Origin of the sequence: Bifidobacterium felsineum, assembly GCF_002802915.1 — a bacterium.
Lineage (GTDB): Bacteria > Actinomycetota > Actinomycetes > Actinomycetales > Bifidobacteriaceae > Bifidobacterium > Bifidobacterium felsineum.
Window position 1 is genome coordinate 152,302 of the sequence record NZ_PEBJ01000002.1, and the last position, 15,554, is coordinate 167,855.

A 15,554-nucleotide genomic window follows, 5' to 3' on the forward strand; every position below is an offset into this window, starting at 1 on the left:
TGACGGAAAACATGGATGGAGCGTTATCTGCTCCCATACAGAGGAAGAACTGATATGAAGCGTATATGGAAGAAAGCCATGGCAGCTGGATTGGCTGCGATGACGCTATGGACGACCGCTGCGTGCGGCAGCTCGGTCGGTGCCTCCAACGTGCCAGTCGAGCCCGCCGACAGTGACGTGACGATCCGTCTGAGCTGGTGGGGTGGCGACGCCCGTATCAAGGCCACCGAGGAGGCGATTGCCGGGTTCGAAAAGGAACACCCAAACATCCATGTGGAGACCGAATACTCCGATTGGACCGGCTACTGGGACAAGCTCGCCGTGCAATCCGCTGGCGGCAACGCGCCGGATGTCATGCAGATGGATGAGCTGTATCTGGCATTCTATGGGTCAATGGATGCATTGCTCGACCTGAACAAAGCTTCGGACTATCTGGATCTCAGTACGATGGACCCGTCGTTGAAGGCCATGGGACAGGTGGACGGCAAACAGGTGGCCGCGCCGATGGCGACTTCGCAGTATGGCGTCATTATCAATAACGATGTGCTGAACGACTTGGGACTTACGCTGCCGAACACCGATACATGGACTTGGGATGAGTTTTCGGCCTTCGCTAAGCAGGTCACCCATAAGTCAGACGGCAAGACAATAGGCGCCATTGCGCCGAACAATGGATACGGCCTGCAATTGTGGGCTCGCCAACATGGGGAGAATCTGTTCAAGGACAATGCTGTTACCATCTCGCCTGAGACATTGGCCTCGTTCCTCCAACTGCCTGCGGATTGGGCCAAGAACGGCATTGAAGGCAATGCCGAGCGATGGAGCGAGAATACCGCGGCCACGTTGAACGACACTGATTTCGGCAAAGGCAGGCAGGCGATGATGATCACGCAGGCCACGCAAATCACCCCTTACGCGCAGGCGGCCGGCACGACCAATATGACGTTGGCGCCAATGCCGCAAGTAACGCCGGGGGAGAAGACCATGTATCTGAAGCCCGGTATGTATTGGGCGGTGTCTTCCGGTAGCCAGCACCCAGCCGAAGCGGCCATGTTGGTGGATTATCTGGTCAACGACAAGAACGCCGGCACGATTCTGGGCACCGAGCGTGGCATCCCCGCCAACAACGATATCCGCAGGATGCTCGCCAAGGATGCGGCCGGCACCGACCGCACGGCATTGGACTTCATGGACAAGATTCAGCCAACATTGGGGAATCCGCCGTCGATCACGCCCAACGGCGCCTCCGAACTGGACAAGATCATCGTGCGATATCAGCAGGATGTGGTCTTCGGCAAGCGTAAGGCTTTGGACGCCGCCAAGGACATGATTGCCGAATTGCAGGAGTCCATCGACTTCGCGTCATGATGCCGTTTTCTGGCTTTCCTTGCCCAAGAAAGCCAGAAAACTACACCCTTGCGCCATCGTCGTAATAGCCGCCCTTATCGCCGGGATGGTTCTTTCGATTGAGGATTTTTACCACCAGGCCGCCTAATCCGAGCACTGTGCACGTGCCGAACGCAATGTTCAGTATCGAGCTCAACACAGGAATGCTGTATAGCGCAGGCACCAGAATCATGGCCAGTGTGCCTACCAGACCAATGATCAATAGCGCAGTCAGCAGAACGGTCGAAGCGTGTATCGGGCCCAAATCCGGATTCGGGGGAGTGAAGCCGCCGTCATCGTAACGGTCCATCACATCGTCGGTGTCCAGCCAGCTGGAGCCGGTGAAATCCCGCGGGCCATGGCTTTTCTTCGTGCGTTCGTGGAATGGGCGCACGCCATCGGTGAAGGCGGCGGCATCCAAATCATCTACGGAAAGCAACGCCTCCTTCTCGCGCTTCTTGGCCTGCTTCTCGAATTTCTTGGCTTGCCGAGACGAGGCCACATCATTGAGATCCTCTTTGTGCTCGGCTTCAAATGCTGCCCAAGCGGCGTCGAGATCGTTGGTTTTGCCGTTATCATCCGGCGTGGGTGTTGTCGGCTCGTCGGCTGCGTTGGTATTGTTGAGGTCAGTCATATAGTCCACTTTAATCTGATGCCCCAAACCGCGTAGGGAGGGAAACGCCAAGTGCTGTACTGGTTCTTCGTTAAAGTCTTTGGTCCCATTGCTCGCCATCGTCTCGGTCCCACCGTTTCCGGTCTGAACAATGTGCCACGTTCCGGCGGTGCCATTATCGCCGCCAATCATCTGGCGGTGATCGATGATGCGTTGATTCCGATTACCTGCCCGCGCATGGTGCATTTCATGGGCAAAGCCGAATATTTTGAAGGCAAGGGATTGAAGGGCAAGTTCAAGAAGTGGTGGTTCACGTCCGTGGGTGTGTTCCCGGTGGATCGCTCCGGCGGCAACAAGTCGCTTGGTGCGCTTGAGCATGCGCGCGAGATCATCGAGGATGGTCACCTGTTCGGCATTCATATCGAAGGCACACGCAGTCCGGACGGCCGCATGTACAAGGGGCACACCGGTGTGGCGCGTCTTGCTTTGGAAACCGGCTGCCCGATTGTGCCCGTTGCCCTGATCGGATCGGATCTGCTGCAGCCCATCGGCACTACGATCCCGAAAAAGGGCAGGACCCAGGTCAAGTATGGCAAGCCGATCGAGGTCACCAAGAAGTCTGCTGACGAGATCACGCACGCCGAACTTCGTGAACTGACCGATCGTGTGTCCGCTGCCATCCGTGAGATGAGTGGCCAGGAATACGTGGATGAATACGCGCAGAAGGTCAAGGCCGAGCTGAAAGCCGCCAAGGAAGCTGAGGCCGCTAAAATCGCTGAATAATTAGCGAGGCAAGCTTTACATAATAAGCCGGGAATGATTCTTACCGATGGAATCATTCCCGGCTTTGTTGTACGCGCAATTCATGCTGAGCACGATCACACCACAGTCAATGTGATGACGGTAGGAGTGCCGTTTTCGTCGCGCAAACGCACGGTCTCGCCAGCCTTGGGGCTCTGGATGCGAACCTCATGGGTCAAGTCCCCGAGGGGAGCGGATTTCTTGACGGTGAAGCCGAGCTTTTCCAGTTGCTTGGCCGCATCATCGTAGGTCATCCCAACCACATTGGGCAGCACAGTGGTTTCCGGCCCTTTGGAAATCACTACATCCACGCTATCGCCCCACTTCAACTGCGTACCGGCTTTCTGAGACGCGGACATTACGGTGCCGGCCGCAATCTTATCGTCGTACTCCTCGGTGATATTGGCGGTGAGTTTGAGCTGATCGAACGATTCGAGCATCTCATCCTTGGTTTTACCGACGATATCCGGCATGCTTACCGGCATCGGCCCCTTGCTCAAGGTGATGGTCACTTCGGCGTCATGCTTCATCGTGGTGCCGGGATCAGGGGAGATGGTCAAGGCTGCGCCCTCGGGGACATCCATCGAATACTGATCCTGGGATTCGTCATGCGTGATTTTGCTGAAACCGGCGTTCTTCAGCGCGGCGAGCGGATCCTTGCCGTTCGCGGATGACGAGTCCAGGATGTCATCCGGAATAGTGACCATCTGCGTGCCCTTGGATACCGTGATCTCCAGTTGCTGGTTGTTGCGCTTACCTACATGGGTATTGACGAATGCTTCAGCCTTATCGAGGGATGCGGAGATGATCTTGCCCTTGGCGACATTATCGTTGTATTCCTGCTTGACCTGATATGGAATGCCTGCGGCCTTCAGCAGGCTCTCATAGGTGGACCAGTCCGCTCCGGAAAGCGAGCACTGGGTATCGTTTTCCGCGCAAGAGACATCCTCAGGCTGTGGCACACTCCAATAGCTGCCGGGACCCGCATACCACCACCATCCGAACCCGCCACCTACACTGGCCAGCAGTAGCGCCACGACCAGCGCGATGATGAGTCCGGTTTTGGTTCGCTTCGACATGCCATGAGGCTGTTGCATCGCAGCCGTGGCTGCTTCGGTATCCTCAGCTGCGGAAACGGTCCCATTATTGGTGTGAAGCGCCTGTGTAGGCTCACCAGCCATTGCCGGCAAGGCCTGAGTCTGATCGTCCGTGGCCCCCGATGGTTGAGGCATTACTCTGGTTCGCCCATAATCCTGCCCATAATTAAGAGCGCCGGCAGTCGTAGAAGACGACGAATCAATGGCGGTGGTGGGCGCATTGGACTCGTCTTCCGCAGACGCCGCAGGCGGCTCAGGAGGAGCGGGTGGTGCCGGTTGTGTGGCTGTCAGACGTTCTGCGGCTTTGCCGATCGTACCCACTAAGGCCGGGGCCGTGGCATCATTGCGATTGACATTTGTCGGCTCGGCATGCAGACGATACTGCCATGCGTCCAACGGCAATCGCGCCCCCAACTGGCGAAGCTCAGAGGCGGCTTCAAAACCATCTTTCGGCCGGGCATCGACGGATCGCGCGGTCAGATGTGAGATGAATGCCGCCACAGCTGGATTGATGCCGGGGCAGACCGTGGTGAGGGAAGGCACGTCCTCGTGAACATGCTTGAATACAAGAGTGACCGGATTATCGGAGTCGAATGGCACTTTGCCTGCCAGCATCTCCCACGCCATAATGCCCACGGAATACAAGTCACCCTGCGGGGTGGCCAGATTGTTTTCAATCATTTCCGGCGCGAGATAGGCGGCCGTGCCCAGCAACATGCCGGTGGAGCTTAACGTGGCTTGGCTGGCGGCCTTGGCCAGACCGAAATCGGTGATCTGTACATGGCCGCGATCATTGATGAGAATGTTCTCCGGCTTGATATCGCGATGCACCACGCCGGCTCTATGTGCCGAAGACAGCCCATCCAGCGTCTCCGCCACGATGCGCAGCGTCTCACGCACCGAAAACGTGCCTTGTACGTTCATTTCATGGCGCAGATTGATGCCATGAACATACTCCATGACCAGAAAATCAAGCCCGTTGAATTCGCCGGTGTCATATACCTGCACGATATGCGGGTTGGCGATGGCGGCGGCGGAATTGGCCTCGCGGCGGAATCGTTCCACGAATTGAGCACGATGTGGTCCTTGCGCCAACTGCGTGTGCATCACCTTAATGGCCACAGTGCGGCCCAGACGCTCATCAACCGCCTCATACACCGTGGCCATGCCGCCTTCGGCGATGTTGCGCACAATGCGGTAGCGTCCCTCAATCATCTGTGCGGGCTCGTTCTCACTCATCAACTCGTACGGTTCCTTTGAATTCAGCTGAACATGGTTCAGTGTACCTTGCCCGGGCTACGCGCGGGGGGCGGCGGAAAAGCCGGCTAGCGCAAATCAGCTGGAATGAATCGTGCGCATGCATCCACAAGACGCTGCTCATACTGATCGGGCAGCCCTAACGTCGAAATCGCCGTTTGGGATTGCCGCCACAAAGCTGTGATGCGCTCGCGGGAACGATCAATGGCTCCAGTACTCTCGAACAGTGCGATGGCTCGCATCACTTGTTGCTCATCGCGATGAGGAGCCTCGAACATACCGCGCAATTCCCGCTGTTCATCGGCATTCGCGGACTGCAGGGCGTCGGCCAATAGTACGGTCCGTTTGCCCTCGCGGATATCGCCTCCCACGGGTTTGCCAGTGTTGCGGCTGGAACCGATGACATCCAGCAAATCGTCCGCAAGCTGGAACGCCAAGCCCAGCGGTTCACCTACCGCGAGCGCCTGCTGCTTCGCCGTGGCCGGTTCGGTGCCGGCAGCCAACAATGCGAACAGCAGGGGAGCGATGGTGGTGTAACTGGCGGTTTTCCAACGGAATACGTTCAATGAGGCTTCTGCGAGCGCCTGCGGGTCATTCAACGGCGTCATCTCCACGCCCAAATCCAGCACCTGACCGATTTCCACTTCGCGTTGCATGGTAAGGAAGGCTTCGACGATGGCGTCGCCGTTATTGAGTTGTTTGGCGGCTCTACGTGCGATTTCAATGCATGCTGTGGCTAGGATGTCTCCCAACATCAGGCCCAGGCCGCGGCCGATGGAAGCATTATGCACAGTGGCTTCCAACGCCCGATGGGCAGATGGCTTGCCGCGGCGCAGATCGGATTCGTCGATGATGTCGTCGTGCACCAATGCCGCGGTCTGGAATACTTCGATGGCACATGCCAGGTCGAGCATGGCTTCGCGTCGGCTCTCCGCATATTGGGCGGGGGCCAGCAGGCCGAAAGCATCAAGACTGAGGAGCGCACGCAGTCGTTTGCCGCCCTGACTTGAGGTGACTGCCTGATCGACCACTTCCGCCATCACTGGTTTCAGGGCGTTGGCCACCTTGCCGGTGGAAGGAGCATCGGTCAGTTCTCGAACCAGCTTACTGATGCGCGGTTCGATGGTGGAAAGGTCATTCGCGGTTGTGCACATGCCTAATAACTTATCCACAGGTTGTGATGAATACAAGAACGTTGGAAACATTGGGTTTTGAAGCTCGAACCACATAAGTGGATTTTCGGCTGATTTCCAACGGGTTTCATGCATAGTAGACACACGCCCATCCCGGAACCGGTTCTGGGTGGTGAAAGGCATTGAATCTTCAACGACGAGGAGGAACCCATGGCAAACAAAGATGATACGCGTAGCAGAAAAGAGGGTCGCGCAAAGGGCCGGCGTCGTACACCCGCCTCGCAAGGCCGGAGCGATGTACGGCCCGACAGCCGGCGCGACGGGCGATCCGGTCATAAGGCTTATGACAAAGCCAGGAATCGTGGCAAACACAGCGTTCGTGAATCTGATGTTTCTCAGAACGGCATCTTCGAGAACATATATGACTATGACGATGTGTTCGATGAGCAATGCTGTGACGTCTTCGGCGACATCTGCGTTGACGCATTCGATATGGAGGATCTGGAGATGATGGCCAATGCGTTCCACGCCGACCGGCGTGAGCGTGGGCCTCAGCAAGCCAATGCGGATTGGGTGTGCGATCCGTTGGATGAATGGCTAGCCTCGCTGGATGATGGCATTGCGGTTCTGGATGCCGAGACCATGGCGGCATTCGCTGTGGGCATGAATGAGACATTGTCTATCCGTGACGCTCTGATCTTGTCGCTTATTGCGGATGAACGGGAGTGTCCGAAATCGTTGCTGATGGAATTCGCATCCAAACCGCATAGCGGAAAGGCGAAACGGAGAATGAGCGAGCTGCTGACCCGCGCATTCGAAGACGAGCGGATAACGCCTGATGAGGAACGATGCCGAACAGGGGTGACCATGCTGCTGAATATTGCCACGGTATCGCCGGTCCCTTACTGCATCCAGCCACTGGCCGTGGCTGCCTATACGCTGTGGTGGCTTGGAGATGTCAGCTCCGCCGCGCTGGCCATGCAATGCCTGGTCCTTGATGAGGATTGTTCGCTGGCGGCGATGGTGTTTTCCGCAGCCGACCGAGGCGTATTCCCCGCATGGTGCGCATGCAAGAACCGGGAAACGGCGTCATAGCAGGGTTTCCGGCCGATGCGAAAGAACATGGTTGTGCAAGCGTGCATCCATGAGCCATTCATGGATGCAACACATTTTCCTCGCGAATGGGAATAATCGTCCGTGGAAGGTGATTTACTCTCATAGTTGACGATTTGCCCTTGCCAGAAGTGTGCCCATGTGGTATGAGAGCTTCCGGCGAGAGATCAGGAGGAGCAGTTTTGGCCACGAAGGAAACGACGGCAACCAAGCAAACGGAAGACTCCGGCGAGGAGACCGAGACCAAGAAGAAGGCCAGCTCTACGACCACCGCCCGCAAGACCTCTACGCGTAAACCCCGCGCCGCGAAGTCCGCCAAGGCCGCCGCGGAGGAGAGCGGTGAAAAGACCCCGAAGAAGACGACGCGTCGTACCTCGGCCAAGAAGAAGGCCGCCGCGAAGAGCGTTGAAGACGAGGATTCGACCCAGAACGCAGACGATCAGAACGATGATCTCGACGACGTGGTGGATGACGACGATCTGGACGTCGACGATCTGGATGAGGACCTGGATGACGTTGACGCAGATGGCTCTGATGACCTCGATGATGATCTCGATGAAGACGACGTCGATGATGAGGATGACGAAGATGACGAGGACGCCAAGCCCAAGGCTCCGGAAAAGCCGAAGGAAAAGGGTGCCTACGTGGTTTCCGACACCGATGACGATGATGAGAACATCATCCCGGCCGGTAATCCGAAGCGTCGTGTGATCGCCGCAGGCGCCACCGCCGATCCGGTCAAGGACTACTTGAAGCAGATCGGCCGTGTGAGCCTGCTGAACGCCGAGCAGGAAGTCGACCTGTCCGAACGTATCGAAGCCGGTTTGTATGCCCAGCACTTGCTGGATACCCAGTCTGAAGGCATGGAGTTCAAGCGTAAGCGTGAGCTCAAGTGGGCCGCCGCCGATGGCAAGAAGGCCAAGGACCATCTGCTGGAGGCCAACCTGAGACTCGTGGTCTCGCTCGCCAAGCGCTACACGGGCCGTGGCATGCTGTTCCTTGATTTGATTCAGGAAGGCAACCTGGGTCTTATCCGCGCCGTGGAGAAGTTCGACTGGAAGAAGGGCTTCAAGTTCTCCACCTACGCCACGTGGTGGATTCGCCAGGCCATCACCCGCGCCATGGCCGATCAGGCCCGTACGATTCGTGTGCCTGTGCACATGGTGGAAGTCATCAACAAGCTTTCCCGCGTGCAGCGCCAGATGTTGCAGGATCTGGGCCGTGAACCTACGCCGGACGAACTGGCTCGCGAGCTGGATATGCCGGTGGAGAAGGTGCAGGAAGTGCAGAAGTACGGCCGCGAGCCGATTTCCCTGCACACCCCGCTGGGCGAGGACGGCGATTCCGAGTTCGGCGATCTGATTGAGGATACCGATGCTATTGCGCCGTCCGACGCCGTGGCCTTCTCCCTGCTGCAGGAACAGTTCAAGCAGGTGCTTGAGACACTGTCCCCGCGTGAAGCAGGCGTGATCAAGATGCGTTATGGCCTCGAAGACGGCCAGCCCAAGACCTTGGACGATATTGGACGCGTCTACGGTGTGACCCGTGAACGCATCCGTCAGATTGAGTCGAAGACCATGTCCAAGCTGCGCCACCCGTCTCGTTCCCAGACGCTGCGCGACTTCCTGGATCAGTGATCGATCACTTGGCTCTCCTCGCTGCGAGGGGAGCCAAGTTGTAAGAGAGAAATAAAGGATTTATGGCCACAGAAGAATATGGCGCGAAGGATCTTGCCGTCCTTGAAGGCCTTGACGCGGTACGCAAGCGTCCGGGCATGTACATCGGCACCACCGACTCGCAAGGCCTCATGCACTGCTTGTGGGAGATCATCGATAACTCCGTCGACGAGGCTCTGGCCGGGTTCTGCACAGATATCACGGTGACGCTGCACGCCGACGGCTCGGTGGAGGTAGCGGATAACGGCCGAGGCATTCCTGTTGATAAAGAGCCGAAAACCGGCCTTTCTGGTGTGGAAGTAGTGCTCACCAAGCTGCACGCCGGTGCAAAATTCGGTAATTCCTCCTACAACGCCGTCGGCGGTCTGCATGGTGTGGGCTCCTCCGTGGTGAATGCGTTGAGCTCCCGATTGGATGTGGAAGTCGACCGCGATGGCAAAACCCATCACATGGCCTTCCATCAAGGCCATCCCGGCGTCTACGCCGATGCCGATCCCGCGAACCCGTCGCCGGACGCACCGTTCAAGCGCACCCGTAAGAACAGACCCACCGAGTTGGAGATCATCGGCAAAGTAAGCCCGAAGACCACCGGTACACGAATTCGTTATTGGGCGGATCCGGAGATTTTCAATAAGACCGCGGAATTCTCCTATGAACAGCTGGTGGATCGTGTCCGCCAGACCAGTTTCCTGGTGCCTGGACTCAAAATCACCATTGTTGATGAGAATGTGCCGGAAAACCCGGATACCGCATCCGGCACGCTTGGCCTACCTACGGCATCGAAACTGAAAGAGGATTCCGCACACGAGGATAATTCCCTGTTGGCAGGTTTTGCCGAGTTCTCTACGGACACTGCGGATGGCGCTGATTCCGAAAGCGACGCGTTGACCGTAAGTGACCGGGATCGTGATGCGGACTTCTCACTGAGCGCATCGGACGAGGTTTTGGATGGCGCGTTCGGCGAGCAGCCGGCGCATCCCCGCGTGGTCGAATTCCGCCATACCGGCGGTGTCAAGGATTTCGTGGACTTCCTCTCTAAAGGCGAGCCGGTTTCCGACATTTGGCGTATTCAAGGTGAAGGCACCTACAAGGAGGAAACCCAGGCGGTATGCGAGGGCGGCGAATTGCACGCCCAGGAAATCGAACGCACCTGCGGCATCGACATCGCGCTTCGCTGGGTGAACGGTTACGACACCACGATCCGCAGCTTCGTGAACATCGTGGAGACGCCGGGCGGCGGCACCCACGTTGATGGTTTCATGAACGGTATCACCAAGCAGATTCGCAAAGCCGTGGAAGACAACGCCCGCAAACTCAAGGTGAATCTCAAAGACTCCGCCATGAAGGTGGAGCGCGATGACATCCAGGCCGGTCTCGTGGCCGTGGTCACCGCCCGCGTGGCCGAACCACAGTTCCAGGGCCAGACCAAGGATGTGCTCGGCACCGCACAGGTCAAGCCGATCGTCACCAGACTCACGGATAAGCAGTTCGGCGAGATGATCACCGGCTCCAAGCGCGGCTACAAGGAGCAATCCGGCCGCGTACTGGAGAAAATCGTGGGGGAGATGCATGCCCGCATCCAATCCCGCAAGGCCAAGGAAGTCACCCGTCGCAAGAACGCGTTGGAATCCGCTTCGATGCCGGCCAAGCTCTCCGACTGCCAGCCAGGCAATGACGACATCGCCGAACTGTTCATCGTGGAGGGCGATTCCGCACTCGGTACCGCCAAAGCCGCGCGCAACGCTGGATTCCAGGCGCTACTGCCGATTCGAGGCAAGATCCTCAACGTGCAGAAGGCATCGATCACGCAGATGCTTTCCAATAAGGAATGTGCCGCGATCATTCAGGTGGTCGGCGCCGGCTCCGGCCAGAGTTTCGACATCGAGCAATCCCGGTACCACAAGATCATCATGATGACGGATGCCGATGTGGATGGCGCGCACATCCGTATCCTGCTGCTCACCCTCTTCTACCGGTATATGCGCCCGCTGATCGAACATGGCTACGTGTATGCGGCCGTGCCGCCACTGCATCGCATTGCTCTGACCGGTTCGCATAAGGGCGAATACATCTACACGTATTCCGACGACGAGCTGGCCGGTAAACTTGCCGACCTGGACAAGAAGCACATCGGCTACAACGACGACATCCAGCGCTACAAGGGTTTGGGTGAGATGGACGCCGACCAGCTGGCCGACACCACCATGGATCCACGCACCCGTATGTTGCGCCGCATTCGCATGGAGGACGCCGCACAGGCTTCCGAGATCTTCAGCCTGCTGATGGGCGATGACGTGCCGCCGCGCAAGCAGTTCATCGTGGATAACGCCGACGATTTCGATCGCTCCAAGATCGACACCTGATGGATTACTCCGATGCCTTTAATTACCCCTTGCCGAGCCAACATCATTTCGGTTCGGCAAGGGGTAATTTATTGGAGCCGTTTGAAGAGCGATTACCAATCACTGACTACAGTTCCGAAATACGTATTCCACGTATTGACTACCCGATCCGGATTGCTTAATCCCAAAGCCAGCCACCACAGCAGGAGCAATATTAAGGCCGCGGTCATCAATGGCAATCGAGCGACGAACAGTCGGATCAGCGACAGCATAAGCACCGCTGCCAGCAGGACGATGAAGGTCAACGACAACCATCTGAGCCACGTCAGACCATAGGCGTCGATATACAGCCATAGACGCATGGCTGACGATGCGAGCATAACGCCGGTTGCGGCGAGGAGACCGATCTGCAGCGCCACGATGAGCTTGGTGCGTGACGTGAACGTAAGCACGAGACCAAAGCCGGCGAGATTCAATGTGGCTACAAACAGAAGTTGGAAGAATCCCTGTCGCGCATATTCGGCATATGTATATCCTGCGGGCAGACCGGCGCCGGCGAAAAGGAATGTGAACTGTACGGTGCAGAAGACGGCATACAGCGCCAGAACGATCATCATCACCGTAGTGGTAATGGTGGGGTCGAAGGCTCCTCGCTTCTCCGCATTGCGAAGAGTGGTGAGTTCCGGCTCTGTATTGCGCATCTCCACGCTGGCCAATAGTGAGGCTAGGAACGGAAATGGAATAAGTACAACTATCGTATGCCAAAGCATCACAGTGAGATCGATGTGGTCGAACATATGTGTCACCCCGTAGGAGAATATTGCATCCGCCTGCATAAGCAGAGGGATCAGCAGACACAGAATCGGCAGACTGATAAGCAGCGCTATGCCTATTTTCCGTAAGACGCCGTTTCTCGCGGCGATGACATCGTTGTCAGCATCGTGTGGGCTGTGCAGGTATTGCGAACAAGTCTGTGCCAACATGCGCCAATGGGTGAACAGGTTGATGGTCCAACCTTGCAGCCAGCGAAGAACGATATTGGCTGGTCGGTGCACCGCGAAATTCGTGGCGGACAATTGCAATGTCAGCATCAACAGCGCGGGGAGCACGATGGTGCTGGTCAACGTCGCATACCAATAATTAGGTGACGGCAGTGCAATGAACATATTGCTGTGATTGGGAACGTCATAGGTGAAGGAATCGTCGTTGACGATGAGCCATATGCTGAGCACACCGATGACGGATGCGCTGAGCCACCAAACCGGATTGCGATACGCGCGTTTGACGAATAATGCAACGATTGCGGTCAGGCAGATGATGCACAGGAGTGACCAGCGAGCCCATATTGATAACCATATGGGCAGAACGTGCGAAAGCGCCTTTGGCCATGTATCGCAAAGCATGAGACGATCGAAGGCGAAGGGAATGAGCAGCGCGACGGTGAGCAGTGTGAGGCGACGTTTGATTGGAGGCAGTGTGCGCGATTGGGGCATGGGGTGTGTAGGCGGCGCGAGTTGCGTGGCAGGGTGTTCGGTGTTCATACCCGCATCGTAAGATATCGAAAAACAATATATCTATATCGAAATACAATTCTTCACTGATTGTGCATATTGATATTCGATATGCGGGTTTGCCGCATGGGGGTCGGCTCTGCGGTGTTCGGCGTGTTGTTTACTTACCGTTCGGTAAGCTGGATGACATCGTTATCACAAACAATGTCGTTTCGATGCTTTGAAAGGTGGTCATTGATGGCCAGTCTGTTGCTTGCCGTGATTTATGTGGCGTTCGTCAGCCTCGGATTGCCTGATGCGTTGCTTGGTGCCGCCTGGCCTACGATGAGCCAGGATCTGGCAGTGCCGGTCTCGTGGGCTGGCGGCATTTCGGCGGTGATCTCCATGTTCACCATCGTGTCCGCTTTGATGTCGGATCGCATGACTTTGAAATTCGGTGCCGGGCGCGTCACGGCGGTCTCCGTGGCGTTGACCGCAGCGGCATTGGCGGGCTTCTCCCTCGCGCCGAATTATTGGGTGTTGATGTTGATCGCAATCCCTTATGGTCTCGGCGCAGGCGGTGTGGATGCCGCACTGAACAACTACGTGGCCGTGCATTACGAAAGCCGCCACATGAGCTGGCTGCACTGCATGTGGGGTGTTGGCGCATCCATCGGCCCCTACATCATGGGCTTCGCTCTCTCCCGCGGACAAGGCTGGCCTTGGGGATACCGGTACATCGCCATTCTGCAGGTGGTGCTCACCGTGATTCTGGTGATGAGCCTGCCGTTGTGGAAATCCCGCAAGCGCACCGCAGCCGAGCGGAAGGCGGTCGATGGCTATGCTTCATCTGAAGCCGCCGAACATAAGCCCCTGGGCGTTGCCGGCGTACTGGCCATTCGCGGCGCCAAGGAAATCCTCATCATGTTCTTCTGCTATTGCGCCATCGAAACCACAGCCGGCTTATGGGCCTCAAGCTACATGGTGCTGCATGGCGGCGTGGATAAGATCACCGCCGCAAGCTGGGCAAGCCTGTTCTACGTGGGTATCACCGTGGGGCGTGGGTTGTCCGGATTCATCACCATGAAGCTTTCCGATCCCGCGATGATCCGTCTGGGGCAGGTTCTGGTTTTGACTGGCATCGTTGTCATGTTTGTGCCATTGCCGCAGCATTTGGGCATTGTCATCGGTCTCGTGGTCGTTGGCCTCGGCTGTGCGCCGATCTATCCGTGCGTCATCCATTCCACGCCCACATACTTCGGCGAAGAGAACTCCCAAGCCATCGTCGGTGTGCAGATGGCATGCGCATACATGGGTTCACTGCTGATGCCGCCGGTATTCGGTGTTATCGCGCAATACATCAGCATCTCGCTCTACCCGTGGTATCTGCTGTTGTTCCTGGTTCTGATGACGGTGATGCACGAGCGCCTGCGCAAAATCCGCGGATAGCCATTTGCATCGATATCCCGGTATGTTAACGGCTGTATTGAGATGCTTGTAATGGCGGAATGTAGCCGTTTCGTTACCTTGCACGCTCTCTTGATTCGACCTTTGGGCCGTGGGCCTACTATGCTGTGCAACCATGGAGAAAAGTGAAGAACATGAGCAGATGCCCGAACCGGTGCGTGATCGACTGGAAGCATTGGGTAAGGCGCAGGGTTCTGTGATCGTAGTCGGTTCCATGAATGCCGATTACACGGTAAGCACGAAACGACTGCCCAAGCCGGGCGAAACCGTCAACGGCGGCGCCATGAAGGTGCTGCCGGGCGGTAAGGGAGCGAATCAAGCGTCCGCTGCGGCGCGACTGGGCGCCAACGTCCAGCTGCTGGGCGCAGTGGGAGAAGACGCCAACGCGGATTTCCTACTGAGCAAGTTGGATGAGGCTGGAGTCGATACCGCCGATATCCTTCATGTGGAAGGTCCGAGCGGCACCACGCTGATTACCGTAAGCGCCGAAGGTGAGAACACCATCGTCTACTCGCCGGGTTCCAACTCCAAGGCGAGTGCCGGATATGTGCAATCGCATCGTGATACCATCGCACAATGTGCGGTGCTGGGTCTATGCCTGGAAAGCCCGATCTCCACTGTCATCGCCGCCGCGCAAACCGCGCATGACGCTGGCGTGACCGTGCTGCTCAACGATTCGCCGTTTATGGACGAATTGCCGCACGAGCTGGTGGAAGCCACCGACATTCTGCTCGTCAACCAGCATGAAGTCGCCCAGCTGCTGGGATTGCCCGATGACGGTGCCGCTGAATACGACTGGTATGAAGTGGTGTCCCGCTTCACCGATTACGGGTTCGATCGCGCCATCGTGACGCTCGGAGCTTCCGGATCCATCGTGATCGAAGACGGCCGTTGGCATCGTGTGTCCGCCGCCCAAGTGGATGCCGTGGATACCACCGGTTGTGGCGACTCCTTCATGGGTACCGTGCTTGCTGGTCTGGCCGCGAAGTTCACGCTATTGCAGTCCGCTCAGATCGGCTCCTATGTGTCCGCATATGCGGCCACCAAGCTCGGTGCGCAAAGCGCCTATGGTACGGCTGAAGAGGTTATCGAATACTTCAGCTGATGATGCTTATGTGCGGGATTGCGGTGTTGCCGCGTTAGTGCCTGCTGATTTCAGTACTGGTCTCTGCTGTCTCA

Annotated in this window: 11 protein-coding genes; 7 read left to right on the forward strand and 4 right to left on the reverse strand. The window is 57.2% G+C overall.

Features of this window, described 5'->3' with window-relative positions; genetic code table 11:
- Nucleotides 1–54 precede the first annotated feature (54 nt).
- Complete coding sequence (locus CSQ86_RS04225; protein WP_165773742.1) at nucleotides 55–1,368, forward strand: ABC transporter substrate-binding protein; 1,314 nt, start codon at nucleotides 55–57, stop codon at nucleotides 1,366–1,368.
- A 40-nt stretch (nucleotides 1,369–1,408) separates the two neighbouring features.
- Here the strand turns inward: CSQ86_RS04225 and CSQ86_RS04230 are convergent, their stop codons facing one another.
- A complete protein-coding gene (locus CSQ86_RS04230; protein ID WP_100493883.1) occupies nucleotides 1,409–2,020 on the reverse strand; it encodes a hypothetical protein in 612 nt (203 codons plus the stop codon).
- Between the two features lie 51 nt (nucleotides 2,021–2,071).
- Between CSQ86_RS04230 and CSQ86_RS04235 the strand changes: the two genes are divergently transcribed.
- Entirely contained in the window at nucleotides 2,072–2,782 is a 711-nt protein-coding gene (locus tag CSQ86_RS04235; RefSeq protein ID WP_100493884.1) for a lysophospholipid acyltransferase family protein, read from the forward strand.
- A gap of 95 nt (nucleotides 2,783–2,877) precedes the next feature.
- Here CSQ86_RS04235 and CSQ86_RS04240 read toward each other — a convergent pair whose 3' ends face one another.
- The gene (locus tag CSQ86_RS04240; protein ID WP_100493885.1) at nucleotides 2,878–5,136 is read right to left on the reverse strand and encodes a Stk1 family PASTA domain-containing Ser/Thr kinase; all 2,259 of its coding nucleotides are present in this window, start codon (nucleotides 5,134–5,136) and stop codon (nucleotides 2,878–2,880) included.
- Between the two features lie 86 nt (nucleotides 5,137–5,222).
- Complete coding sequence (locus CSQ86_RS04245; RefSeq protein WP_100493886.1) at nucleotides 5,223–6,308, reverse strand: polyprenyl synthetase family protein; 1,086 nt, start codon at nucleotides 6,306–6,308, stop codon at nucleotides 5,223–5,225.
- Between the two features lie 471 nt (nucleotides 6,309–6,779).
- On the opposite strand from CSQ86_RS04245, the gene CSQ86_RS04250 reads away from it, so the two are divergent.
- From CSQ86_RS04250 to CSQ86_RS04260, 3 genes are all read left to right on the forward strand, one after another.
- Nucleotides 6,780–7,382 carry a DUF4192 family protein gene (locus CSQ86_RS04250; RefSeq protein WP_100494256.1) on the forward strand — a complete coding sequence of 201 codons (603 nt, stop codon included), beginning with the start codon at nucleotides 6,780–6,782 and terminating at the stop codon, nucleotides 7,380–7,382.
- Between the two features lie 200 nt (nucleotides 7,383–7,582).
- Entirely contained in the window at nucleotides 7,583–9,037 is a 1,455-nt protein-coding gene (locus tag CSQ86_RS04255; RefSeq protein WP_100493887.1) for an RNA polymerase sigma factor, read from the forward strand.
- A 62-nt stretch (nucleotides 9,038–9,099) separates the two neighbouring features.
- Nucleotides 9,100–11,439: a DNA gyrase/topoisomerase IV subunit B gene (locus CSQ86_RS04260; protein WP_100493888.1), complete on the forward strand. Its 2,340-nt coding sequence runs from the start codon at nucleotides 9,100–9,102 to the stop codon at nucleotides 11,437–11,439.
- Between the two features lie 92 nt (nucleotides 11,440–11,531).
- Here CSQ86_RS04260 and CSQ86_RS04265 read toward each other — a convergent pair whose 3' ends face one another.
- Nucleotides 11,532–12,959 carry a DUF4153 domain-containing protein gene (locus CSQ86_RS04265; protein ID WP_100493889.1) on the reverse strand — a complete coding sequence of 476 codons (1,428 nt, stop codon included), beginning with the start codon at nucleotides 12,957–12,959 and terminating at the stop codon, nucleotides 11,532–11,534.
- 207 nt (nucleotides 12,960–13,166) lie between these two features.
- Here CSQ86_RS04265 and CSQ86_RS04270 point away from each other — a divergent pair, with 207 nt between their 5' ends.
- Nucleotides 13,167–14,357 carry an MFS transporter gene (locus CSQ86_RS04270; RefSeq protein ID WP_165773743.1) on the forward strand — a complete coding sequence of 397 codons (1,191 nt, stop codon included), beginning with the start codon at nucleotides 13,167–13,169 and terminating at the stop codon, nucleotides 14,355–14,357.
- 160 nt (nucleotides 14,358–14,517) lie between these two features.
- Nucleotides 14,518–15,480 (forward strand): ribokinase, encoded by a 963-nt coding sequence (locus CSQ86_RS04275; protein WP_100493890.1) that lies wholly within the window; start codon nucleotides 14,518–14,520, stop codon nucleotides 15,478–15,480.
- Nucleotides 15,481–15,554 lie beyond the last annotated feature (74 nt).

Excerpts from the sequence above, each read along its gene's own strand:
- CSQ86_RS04230 (WP_100493883.1), bottom strand. The coding sequence starts at position 2,020 with ATGACTGACCTCAACAATACCAACGCAGCCGACGAGCCGACAACACCC.
- CSQ86_RS04240 (WP_100493885.1), bottom strand. The coding sequence starts at position 5,136 with ATGAGTGAGAACGAGCCCGCACAGATGATTGAGGGACGCTACCGCATT.
- CSQ86_RS04225 (WP_165773742.1), top strand. The coding sequence starts at position 55 with ATGAAGCGTATATGGAAGAAAGCCATGGCAGCTGGATTGGCTGCGATG.
- CSQ86_RS04265 (WP_100493889.1), bottom strand. The coding sequence starts at position 12,959 with ATGAACACCGAACACCCTGCCACGCAACTCGCGCCGCCTACACACCCC.
- CSQ86_RS04270 (WP_165773743.1), top strand. The coding sequence starts at position 13,167 with ATGGCCAGTCTGTTGCTTGCCGTGATTTATGTGGCGTTCGTCAGCCTC.
- CSQ86_RS04275 (WP_100493890.1), top strand. The coding sequence starts at position 14,518 with ATGCCCGAACCGGTGCGTGATCGACTGGAAGCATTGGGTAAGGCGCAG.
- CSQ86_RS04260 (WP_100493888.1), top strand. The coding sequence starts at position 9,100 with ATGGCCACAGAAGAATATGGCGCGAAGGATCTTGCCGTCCTTGAAGGC.
- CSQ86_RS04245 (WP_100493886.1), bottom strand. The coding sequence starts at position 6,308 with ATGTGCACAACCGCGAATGACCTTTCCACCATCGAACCGCGCATCAGT.
- CSQ86_RS04250 (WP_100494256.1), top strand. The coding sequence starts at position 6,780 with ATGGAGGATCTGGAGATGATGGCCAATGCGTTCCACGCCGACCGGCGT.